The sequence below is a fragment of the Parvularculales bacterium genome (assembly GCA_036881865.1).
In the GTDB taxonomy this organism is placed as follows: domain Bacteria; phylum Pseudomonadota; class Alphaproteobacteria; order JAPOUT01; family JBAJNM01; genus JBAJNM01.
Window position 1 is genome coordinate 1 of sequence record JBAJNM010000081.1, and the last position, 11240, is coordinate 11240.

Annotated in this window: 6 protein-coding genes and 1 pseudogene; 3 read left to right on the plus strand and 4 right to left on the minus strand. The window is 49.3% G+C overall.

What is annotated here, in order from left to right:
- Positions 1–142: 142 nt before the first annotated feature.
- The 4 genes from V6Z81_11020 to V6Z81_11035 form a co-directional block, all read right to left on the minus strand.
- Entirely contained in the window at positions 143–1081 is a 939-nt protein-coding gene (locus V6Z81_11020) for an SDR family oxidoreductase (GenBank protein MEG9862998.1), read from the minus strand.
- A gap of 52 nt (positions 1082–1133) precedes the next feature.
- Positions 1134–2393, minus strand: a complete 1260-nt coding sequence (locus V6Z81_11025) for a cytochrome P450 (protein ID MEG9862999.1) — start codon at positions 2391–2393, stop codon at positions 1134–1136.
- Between the two features lie 164 nt (positions 2394–2557).
- Complete coding sequence (locus V6Z81_11030; protein MEG9863000.1) at positions 2558–3916, minus strand: DUF1329 domain-containing protein; 1359 nt, start codon at positions 3914–3916, stop codon at positions 2558–2560.
- Between the two features lie 175 nt (positions 3917–4091).
- Complete coding sequence (locus tag V6Z81_11035) at positions 4092–7136, minus strand: DUF1302 family protein (GenBank protein ID MEG9863001.1); 3045 nt, start codon at positions 7134–7136, stop codon at positions 4092–4094.
- A 540-nt stretch (positions 7137–7676) separates the two neighbouring features.
- Between V6Z81_11035 and V6Z81_11040 the strand changes: the two genes are divergently transcribed.
- From V6Z81_11040 to V6Z81_11050, 3 genes and pseudogenes are all read left to right on the plus strand, one after another.
- Positions 7677–9434, plus strand: a complete 1758-nt coding sequence (locus tag V6Z81_11040) for an amidohydrolase family protein (GenBank protein ID MEG9863002.1) — start codon at positions 7677–7679, stop codon at positions 9432–9434.
- A gap of 28 nt (positions 9435–9462) precedes the next feature.
- Positions 9463–9651 (plus strand): annotated as a pseudogene (locus tag V6Z81_11045) (helix-turn-helix domain-containing protein).
- A 790-nt stretch (positions 9652–10441) separates the two neighbouring features.
- Positions 10442–11240, plus strand: a 799-nt coding sequence (locus V6Z81_11050; protein MEG9863003.1) for an AMP-binding protein, incomplete at its 3' end; no start/stop codon positions are given.

Sequence of the window (11240 nt, forward strand, 5' to 3'; positions counted from 1 at the left end):
GCTGGAAGCACTCTATACCCCAGATAGGGGGAAATTATATACTTTAGTAGCCGAGGACTATCATTATAGCGTAGTTTTCCGCCATTAACGTGTGTTCCGATTGATGTCAAAGACCATCCCATCGCGGGTAATAAATTATGAACTAATCTGGCCAACGGAAAGATGTCTTTTCCTCAGATAATGCCCAAAGTTTTGCTGCTACATCCTTATCAAGCGCAAATGGTTCTAATCGGCCAGCATCAACAGGGCCAACCATTTGGGCTTTTGTAGGGCCATAATAACGCTCAGGCTTCAGACCATCTTGTGTGGCGCACATGATTTGAGACCACGCACCTTGCTCCGCAGATTGCGCAAAACGAGATAATAGAGACCATGCTATTCTAGTTGCCAGATTTGCATGATTATTGATTAAGTCGGTGCGAGAGGCACCAGGGTGGCATACATGAACCTGCACTTTCTGCCCCTTTATTAAGACACGACGCTGCAGTTCATAGGCAAACATCATTTGGGCTAATTTGGACTGGGAATAAGCTTTCCAAGGGTTGTAATTCCTATCAAAATTGATGTCCTCAAATTGTATTTTTTTCAGCCCCATACGATAGCCATTACTGGCAACAACTACGATACGACCCTCAGATTTTGCAATGGTTTCAAACAGCAAGCCAGCTAGAAGAAAATGACCAAAGTGATTCACCCCAATTTGGCTTTCAAAACCGTCTTTTGTCATCTGTTGTTTGGCCACTTGAGCTATGCCTGCATTGCAGATGAGAGCATCAATATGTAAAATGTTCTTTAAAATCTCTTCAGCTGCGTCACGAACAGATTGCATAACAGCCAAATCCATTTGCACAAAGCTAATATCCGCATCACTGCCAAACTCCTGTTTAAAAAGTTCAACGGTTGCGTTTGATTTATTCTCATTGCGGTTCAACATGACCACTTTTGCGCCCTTAGATAAAAGGGTACGGGCTGCTTCAAATCCTGTTCCTGCAGTCGCGCCAGTAATGATGTAGGTTTTGCCAATAAGAGAGCCTAGTTGCTCTGGTGTCCAACCTTTTGAACCAAACTGCTTTAATGTCATGGTGTAGCCCCGGGTGTGATGCGTGAAACAAAATGACTATAAGAAATCCGGCCTAATGTAGAGTAAAACGTATGGGCAGAGATTTAGGACCGGATACAAAACTCGCGGCCACACGGGTCATAGGGCCGGTCATCTCGACACTTTTCAGACGTTTTATCAATTCCTCCCACAAAATACGCATTTCCAACCGCGCCAGATGTTGTCCCAGACAAACATGGACGCCATACCCTAAGGCCAGATGCCGGTTGGGCTTGCGGGTAATATCAAACTCGAAAGGGTTGTCATAGACGTCTTCGTCGCGGCAGGCCGAGGCAAAACTGGACATCATCCAGTCACCTTCTTTAAGTGAAATACCACGGAGTTCACTATCCTGAGTGGCAGAGCGCATGAAATGCTTGACCGGTGTTTCCCAGCGAATGCTTTCTTCCACAAAGGCTGCAATCAGATCCGGGTTTTCTTTAAGTTGAGAGAGCATCTCAGGTTGCTGACAGAGCGCCCACATACCAGCACTGGTAGAATTAGACGTTGTATCATGGCCTGCCGTAGCCGTAATGACGTAATAGCCGATAGTTTCAAGATCGGTCATATACTCGCCATCAATTTTTCCGTTGGCGAAAACACTGGCGAGATCATCTTGCGGGTTCTTACGGCGGCTTTCGTTGATGTCATTAAAATAGGCGAAAGCATCCATCGTCGCCTTGGCCATAGCGGCGTCACGCTCCTCCTTACTTTTGTAGCCCATCATATCTTCGTCTGATGCCGAGAACATATCCTGCGTCATTTTCAGCATGAACTCTTCACCCTCGTCGGGCACACCGAGTATGTCCATAATGACACGCAGGGGATAATAGAGCGCAATGTCCTTGGCAAAATCGCATTCGCCGCCGATTTCTTCAAATGTCTTAAGAGTTTGTTGGGCCCGTTGGCGAATGCGGGGTTCCAGATTACGCAGTGAGCGCGGTCCAAACCAGTCAGCGGTTAAATCACGAAGAACGGTATGTCTGGGAGGGTCCATATTAATCAGAGTCATTAACCGGAATGGCGTTCCTATCTCTTCAATGGTGTTGCGTATGGTTTGAGCCTCAGTCAGAACTGTCATACGGTCACCGGCATGAAAAAGATCACTGCTTTTTTCAACATGTTGTACATCTTCAAATTTGCTGATGAGCCAAAACGGGTCAAATCCTTCAGCTTCTACGAGGGCGACAGGGGTATTTTTTCGTATCTCGGTAAAAGCCTCGTGGATTTGGTCAAAATCGGCATACGCGGCAGGGTCAACGATAGTGTTGCTGAGTTCCTGAGATATCTTCATGGGGTGTCTCCTTTGCAATGCGGGCGGGTTTTATCAGCGTCGTGCGATATAGAGTCAGGGGGCAATGAAAAATGAGGCGGTGCTTAACGATACCCCCCATCATCAAAGTCTATCACAACAAGACTTGGCGTCGCTGGATAACCACACCGCCAACATTCACTTGCTCAGCGAATTCCTATCCGCCGAATGGATGACGGCGTATAACGGCTCTCGTCGAGCTCATCGGCAAAATAGTTAACAGGAGGCTCTTCGTTCTGCATGGACATCGCTACATAGCGCCCTTCCTGCAGATCATAGACAATCTCGGCACCGGAACCACACAGGGGTACATTATAGCGTTGCAAGGTATGAAGTTCCTGCACCCGCCACAGGCCACCACGTGAGTCATAGAGTTCTCCATTGGCCAACTGCCAGTTATCTTCGTTAAGATGTTTGACCCGGCGCGCATAAACATGACGGGCATCGGGTTTCAGAGTTGCCTGAATGGTCCATACGCGTTGCAGTTCATAACGAATTTTGTCCTGATTAAGATGTCGGACATTGAGGAATTCGGCATAAGGGGTGCTCTCGGCTACATAGTTGTTATAGGCAATGTATTTTTTAGATTTTCCGGTAACGGTCCAGTCATAGCGGTCAGGCGAACCACTGTATCCGTCAAAGTTGTCGGTTGTGGCCAACAAGTCAGTATCAGCTGTGGCGAAATCATAGGCGATATCCGGTGCACGGCGAACACGGCGCGTGCCCGCGCTGTACTGCCACGCCCTACGGGACTCAATAGCCTGATTAAGGGTTTCATGCACCAAAAACACATTACCTGCAGAACGGGCTGGTGAAACTATATTACCAAGCCATAAGAAGGAAATGTTATCCAGATCTTCGGCGCGTCTGGCGGAGGGGTCAGACCATTTAAGAAAGAATTCGTCCTGAACCGTCCGCAGGGTGTAGTCACCGCTGCGAGTCACAGGGGCAACAGTAAATTGTCGAGTTGACTTAAACGAGCGGTAGCGCAGGGTATGATTCCAGATAATTTCCAGAGCGTTATTGGGGATAGGGAAAGGAAAGCCCATAATGGCTTCCGCTATACCCGTACCACCACCGATCAGTTCACCTACTTCTGCATTATTCTTGGTGGCCGTATAGACAGTATCAGGGTAGGCGCAGGACCGGCGGGACTGATAGACATTCATAAAATAAGTATCGGGAAAGGTCCTGAGCAGGGTCTTGTATCCCTCGGAGAGGTTTTCCGAATACTGGTCCATATTGGCAGCGGTAATGGTGAACTTGAGCGGGTCAGCCGCGAAAGGGTCTTCAAGTTTCTCGCCGGGGGTATAGGCGACATTGCCCGGTACATTCTCCAATCCACCTGTCCACGCAGGGATGGCTCCATCTCCGGCCTTTTCAGCACCTATCGGTGTTAAATCATTGCCGAGGCGGTCAGCCTGACTCTTAGGCACCTTGGCGAGTGCTGATGTTGCCATCAGGCACAAACCAAGGCCTGCTACCAAGATATGTACTAATTTCATTTTACATTCCCTCCCGCTTCTCAGGTTTCCCGGGTTCTCGGGGTGGTTTTCTCATACGAATCTTCATCCGGGACAATCCCGTATCAGTTCATTGCCGTATCAGATTAACACTCCATCATTTTAATTCCGGTCTCATTTTTATCTTTCATAAACACAATTACTTTGGTCCGACCTCCTAGAAAGCGTAAGAAATATCAAGAGCCATGAAATCCCGGTCAAGGTTGACGTCCCTTAGCTCTTTGCCCAAGAAGTCGGTGTAGCCAAGGACCACGCGCCAGCTTCCCTGATATTCGGCCGTCATACGAAGATCCAGAAACTTTGAGCCGGCTGTGTACTGGGAGAATGGTGCCGGTGAGTAACCTTTAACGTCATGGGACCAGGCGATGGACGGTGAGACCGTCCAGGCCGTACCCAAGGCATTGGCGTACTGCCAGATGCCGACAAGGACGTAGCCCCAGGAGAAGGTATCGGGGCGGCAATCATGGCGGACGTCAGCACCAAATATTCCACCCAACGGTATATCACTGCCCGATGTACAGGTGGAGGCAATCTGCGGTCCCGCCGCCGCCACGGCAGCCGGCAGCAACAAAGGATCAGTCACGTGGATATGCAGAGGCCTTGGGATATCTGGTGCATAGATTCCGCCTACTTCGGTCAGGAAGATGAAATTGTCGGCTCCGACTGCATTAACGAAAGGTTCGGAGGCCGACCACGCAGCGGTAGTTCCGATCTGACCTGTCCATATTTCTTCACGGATATAGCCCTTGAGGTACTGGGGTCTGGTCAGGGCATCCGGATCCGTTATCGTATTCGTTGCACTATCATAACCCAGACAGGAGACAGGGTTGAGACTGAGAGGCTCTAACGCAGCAAAGCCCAAATCACCGACGACGTTAAGGCTACAGCTCATTGTCGCGATGCCGGCGATGCCCGAGCCGGGATCAAGCTGGAGGGGCTGGTTCTCACGGTAGGACACTTCGCCCTGTACGCCCCATGCGCCAAAGGTGGTGTTGAAACTCATACCCCACAGGCTGATGTCTTCTGGATATTCGAAAAACAATTCGGACTGAAAGGCAGTGGTCAGAAATTCGGCACCGTTGACAAGGTTCGGGAGAGCATTGCTTATTCCGCCCACTTGCTCAGGCATGAATCCCAAATTATTCAGATCGGGAGCTGCGGATTGCGCAGCAGAAATGACACAGTTCATAGCGAGCATCTTACGAAAGGTATTAGGCATTTTCTCGAAATGATTAGCGGGAGTCAAAGTAGTATCTAAGTATCTGGCATAGACGGCATTAAACCCTAGTGAAGCAATATTGGCAGGATCTCCTGGTGTGTTTGCACCTGGTGCTGCTGCTAAAAGCGTACTTGTTACTCGAATTTGCGCTACAATCTGGTCCGCTACACCGTCGAGTTCTTCGATATAGTTGTTAGGGTCCAGAATTGGCAAATTATTGGTGTTGGGGCCGGTGCCACCGTGAATTCCACCGGTGGGCATCATACCCAGAGGTCCGGGGGCTATATCTTTACCGAGTCTTGGGTCAAGAAATCCGGGAAGAAAGGCAGCAGCAGCAGGATTTGCTGCAATTGCTGCAGCTAAACCAGCACTAGCAGTAGCCGTCGAATATCCCGAGCCTGTAGCTTGATTACTGAGAGCCGCGGGAACAGGTTGAAGACCTAGACATCCAGTATTAATGACTTGGCGGTTAAAGGCGAGGTCGGAAGGATCTATGGGATTAACGTAAACGATAGGTGCCAGTCTGCGCAGGCTGATCAGCGGCAACCGGCTGTGGTAGTTTATGTGATAGAAGCCGAACTCGGTGTAATTCAACGCTTCTGAATACCAGCGGAAGGCCAGACCATACTGACCGTCATCGCTCGGCTCAAGGTCGGCTGCACGGTATATGGTATCAAGAGTGCCTCTATCGTACTTGATGCTCTCCTGCCGGCCGATGGCGTTCCTTACCAGATTCTCATCCTCGTCAATGCGCCGGTTCCAGGCAAACAGGCCGTCCACATCGGCTTGCGTTCTAACACCTGACCCAGTAGCCCAGGCCTCACCAATATCTTTAGTCCAGAGTGCCTGAGTCATAGTAGCAACAGCCCCACACTCGGCATTTGAATCAGCATTTATCCGGCAAGACCGACGGAGTCCCTCTCCTTCCCACCCACCGGACTGGTACCAGAAAATACCGTTGATATTACCGCCATAGGTCGCGGACCTATTGGCCACGTCAATTGCGGAAAACGGCGTGCCATCGCGGTCAAGTTCATATTCTTCGTGGCCAAACTGATAGAAAGCATCAAGGGTCAGATCAAAGGGCAGGCCGATGGATGTATAGGCTGCCAGGATGGGGAGGAGACCTTCCTTGATTTCGGCACCGGGCCGGCGGAAGGCGGATACGTCAATGGGGTTGATGGAGTTGATGCCGTTAAAGAGGAAGGTTCCCTCACCCCAGCTGATGACCTGATTGCCGAGACGGATATTAACGGGCAGGCTGCCTATGTCGTAATCGCCACTGACATAGAGGTCGAGGAAGTCAACATTCTGGGCTACCTGTGTCTTAGCACTATCGGTAATACCGGAACGTTCATAAGACGAGTCCTGATTCAGTACCGCATCATAATATGAGGTGAGACGGCTAAAAAAGGTGTGATTGCCCCAACCGATCTGGATGTCGTTGGTCATCTTGGTGGTGGCGCTTGTCAGATCCCACTGATCAAAGTTGAGGCGTGAGTCATCGGAGGCGGAGGCACCATCGAAATTGTCAGGATAGGCTGGATTAGGAATGGTAATGGAACCGACGGTTCTGGCCTGATCCGACGGATCGAAAAACGTTCCCCCATCCGTTATTGTCGTGCCATCAGCTTGCTGCCCCAGAATCGGGCGCGTATCAAGGGGGCCACCACTGGGGGCGGGTAAATATTTTTCATTGCGTTTTGCAATGCGGACAGAGACACCGGTTGAAATTGTCGTATCAAAGAAAATGTCAAGTGGACCAAATCTGGATTCAATGGCGTTTGCCGCCGGAGAGGCAAGCGTCATGATAAGAGCCGCAACCGCGAGGCCGGCGCATGTTTGCCTAATTTTTAAAGAGTGACAGAACGCTAGCGCAACACCTACCACCGTTGTCTTGATACTCCCGAGTGTTACAGCAAGGCGTGTCAATAGTGTTGTATTTCCTAACTGAGTGCCTTTGGCGATCCCTGACTTAATCATCCAGTCCTCCGTCTTTCTCTTATTTAATGAGTCATACGTTCAACTCTGTCTGCTCATTGGAGACACAAATACTATTACTTGTCAACACGATATTGACACAATAAGTGAATTTTGTGTTATTAGAATAGAATTACTTCTGCTAGATTTGATGGCAAGTCTGACCTCATTTTGTCTACAGGAATGGTTACTTTATAAACTATTCATGATTTGGCCCGGGCTTAATTTCCAATCCCAACACCTATCTCCAGCAATCAGCATTAGAAGCTAGTAAACTAACAAATTCCTATGGATACTGCGGAGTTATAAAGATAATCTATGCAATCCTGAATATATCAGTCTGGAATTGCCTTCCGAATTGAATCGAAGCTTAGTTACTGACTTCAACCTATGCCTCTTTGAAATTACACAAAATTCACTAATTGTGTCATGCATAAGTTGACAAGTAATAGTATTTGTGTCTCCAATAAGCAGGCAGATTAACTTTAATGTGAGCGATGGTTCTGCATGGCCATAGGAAATTGATATCGCAGGAGAGAAAAAATGGCGACGTTTGACAATATTATCTCAGGTGGATTTGTTATTGATGGCACTGGCTTGCCAGGTGTTTATGCGGATGTAGGTATTGTCGGTGGAGTGATCACAAAGATTGGAAATTTGACCGGCGAGGAAACTAAGCAGCGCATCGATGCAAAGGGTAAGATTGTTGCGCCTGGATTTATCACTCAACATACACATTATGATGCGTCCCTGTTCTGGGACCCTTATTGTTTGGATGCGGGTCACAATGGGGTGACTACCGTTGTTAATGCTAATTGTGGGTTCGGCTTTGCACCGGTTCGCAAAGAAAATCAAGAGCGCATCATGGGCATGATGGAAACCACCGAACAAATTCCAGTTCATCACCAAAAGACGGCTTTGCCTTGGGACTGGGAGTCTTACCCGGATTTCATGAATCGCATCCGCAGCCTGCCTAAAGGTGTCAATGTACTGACCTTTCTGCCGCTCAATCCTCTGCTTGTTTATGTAATGGGGATTGATGGCGCGAAAACGCGAGCCCCGAATGCAAAAGAGTTGGCCGAGTTACACCGGCTGATTAACGAAGCGATGGATGCTGGAGCCATCGGCATTTCTATGTCTGTGATGGGCGCAGAAGGCAATACCCACGTCGACACAGACGGAACCAGTATGCCCACCGATTCAATGGATCATGACGCTATCCTCGACATATGCAAAGCTGTGACCAATCGCGGAGAAGGCGTCATTCAAATGATCTCCCAGATCATGTATTACGGCGATCGTTCAATTACGAAGCGTATAGCGGAACTCGCCAAAGGGACTCGCGTGCGTGTCATCCACAATGTTTTTTTGACTCATGACTTGGTCCCTCAAAAGGTGGAAGAAGATCTCGCCTGGTTGGAGGAATTGCGGGATGACGGTTGTGATGTCACCGTTGGCGCGTTGGTGAACCGTGGTTGGGTTGAATCCAGTATTCGCCAGCTTGACGCTGTTGCTGGTAATTTGGCCCCGATCCGCGACATCATAGCTTGTAAATCCGATGCGGAGGCCATCAGCCTATTGAAGGACACGGAGTTTATCAAACGGTTTCACGAAGAATATACCTCGGCTGTAACCGGCAACCCGGCGGCTTCTCTGGAAGGTCAAACCGTCATATCGGTTGGTGATAATGCAGACTTAAAGACTTACATAGGCAAAACTTTGGGTGAGATCTCCGAAGAGACTGGTCAGAATGTAGTTGAGGTTCTTGCAGAGCTGGGCGTGAAGTCGTACCTGGCGCTGCAACTTAAATCGCTGCCAGTATCGGCAACTACGCCGGATCAGGCGCACCAACTCATGGCACATCCCGCCGTAGTTTGCGGGGGGTCTGACGGAGGTGCCCACACAAAAGTCTTTGGCATGGGCCACTACGGCACAGACCTGTTAATCTGGATGGTCCGTGAACATAAGTTACGTTCACTCGAGGACATGCACTTTCAACTCAGTCTGAAACACGCCCGGTCTGTTCAAATCGAGGATAGGGGTGCATTGTTGCCTGGGTTCAAAGCCGATATTCTAATCTATAATCTCGATAACCTGTATTTCGATATGGAAAAATACGAGATCGTACATGACATGCCCGAAGGAGACTGGCGGCGACAAGCGCGCGCTGGCGGATATGACATGATTTTGGTTAACGGAGAAATCACCCATCAAAATGATCAGAGTACTGGCGCCACGCCCGGGGAATTTGTTCAGGTCACTCAAGATCTGGGCGGTTCCAGAATGCAAGCGGCTGAGTAGATACGTCCCACTTCACTGAGGAAAGCCGATGACCCGTAAATTGGACACGCTCGCTAAACGCGCAGGTACAAGTCGCACCTCAAAGCAAGAAATCGTAGAGTCGGCCCTAAAGTGCTTTGAGAAATTTGGACCCCACCGTACGTCCATGACAGATATTGCCGAAGAGGCTGGCATCTCTCGCAAGACTCTCTATCGCATTTTCGAAGATCGCCCTGCGCTTATTGAACACATTCTGAATCTGCGCCTTATCAAAATGGGTAGTAAAATCCGCAAAAAGATCGAAAGTTATGAGGACCTACAAGAGGCGTTGATCGAGGGGTCTATCGTCTCCATTGCAGTCGCTAGAGAGGATAAAATATTCAACGAGATCCTGCAAAAAGACACCAATCACAGCGTCGAACAGTTTCTCTTCCAAAGCAATGAACAGACTCGTTTCGAGGTTACAGATATCTGGTCTCCGGTGATTGACAGGGGCCGAGCAAAGGGACTCGTCCGAGAAGACATTCCCAATGTACGCCTCGTTGAATTTATTTCCAGCGTACAAGCGCTCCTCCTCATGCGTGATGATTATGACGAAATTGAGCAACGGACCTTTTTGTCAGACTTACTGGTTCCGGCAATAATGAGATCAGGCGACAAGGCATTCCCAAGACAATTAGATATTCCCCCTATTAAGAAGGATACGGACCAGTCAGGCGAATTGAAACGTCTACAGAAGGAAAACGAGCGGTTACGCAAGGCCGTATCGGACCTGACTCTGGACAAACTTATTCTAGCTGAGGTCCCCTCTGAAAACGAATAATCCCTTCCCATTGCCGTAGATACGTCGATAGTGTTCGGGAGAAGATTGAAATATCAGATCTCAGCGCTTGAGAGGTGCTCTGGTTGAACCGAATAAGCTAATATTTCAGAGTGAACGTAGTGTTCTTCTGAAATAACGGGGCGCCTAATGTCAAACACTCCCGTTGCGGACTAGGTGGAGAAACAAGCACATGTATGAAGAAAATATGACTTGGAGCGTTGGGCGACTGTTTGACAAATGGGTCATCCGCCAGCCGGAAAAAGCGGCGGTGATTTTTGACGATGTCCCTGTCAGCTATGGCGAACTGGGCGCGGCGGTTAACCGGTTATGCCATGCATTTCAGGCCATGGGGCTGAAAAAAGGTGACCGCGTTGCGGGTATGGGCAAAAACGCACTTCCGCCAGTAACGCTGTATTTTGCGGCCGCCAAAATGGGGTTGGTTGCGGTGCCGTTAAACAATCGCCTGCTGGGCAATGAGTTAGCCTATCAGCTGAATAACTGCAATGTGGCAGCGCTTATTTTTGACGCCGATTTTACCGATGCGGTGGGTGATGCATTGCGCCAGACCAACATAGCGGTTAAAGGCCTCCTGGCCTATGGTGGTCAGAGTGCGCCTACTATCGGGCGCGATTATGATGCGGTGACGAGCGCTTTTCCTACGCATGCGCCGGCGTTTGATGAACCGGTCAATCTGATGGACCCGTTGGCAATCATTTATACTTCAGGTACGACCGGAGCGCCCAAGGGGGCGGTGAGCAATCATTTGCAGACCTATTTCAAATTCATGAATATTGTACTGGCAGCCGATTTGCGCCGTGATGATGTGATGCTGGCGCCAATGCCTTTGTTTCATTCGGCCGGTTTGTTTATCTGTCTGACGCCGATGCTTTTACGCGGCGGCACCATTGTCACCCGGCAGAGTTTTGACCCGAAGCTTTATGTTGAAGATTGCAAAACTCATAGGCCAACCGTCACCATGGCGATTACCACCATGTTCAGGATGA

Coding starts and splice junctions, on each gene's coding strand:
- V6Z81_11035 (MEG9863001.1), bottom strand. CDS start 7,136: ATGATTAAGTCAGGGATCGCCAAAGGCACTCAGTTAGGAAATACAACA.
- V6Z81_11030 (MEG9863000.1), bottom strand. CDS start 3,916: ATGAAATTAGTACATATCTTGGTAGCAGGCCTTGGTTTGTGCCTGATG.
- V6Z81_11025 (MEG9862999.1), bottom strand. CDS start 2,393: ATGAAGATATCTCAGGAACTCAGCAACACTATCGTTGACCCTGCCGCG.
- V6Z81_11020 (MEG9862998.1), bottom strand. CDS start 1,081: ATGACATTAAAGCAGTTTGGTTCAAAAGGTTGGACACCAGAGCAACTA.
- V6Z81_11040 (MEG9863002.1), top strand. CDS start 7,677: ATGGCGACGTTTGACAATATTATCTCAGGTGGATTTGTTATTGATGGC.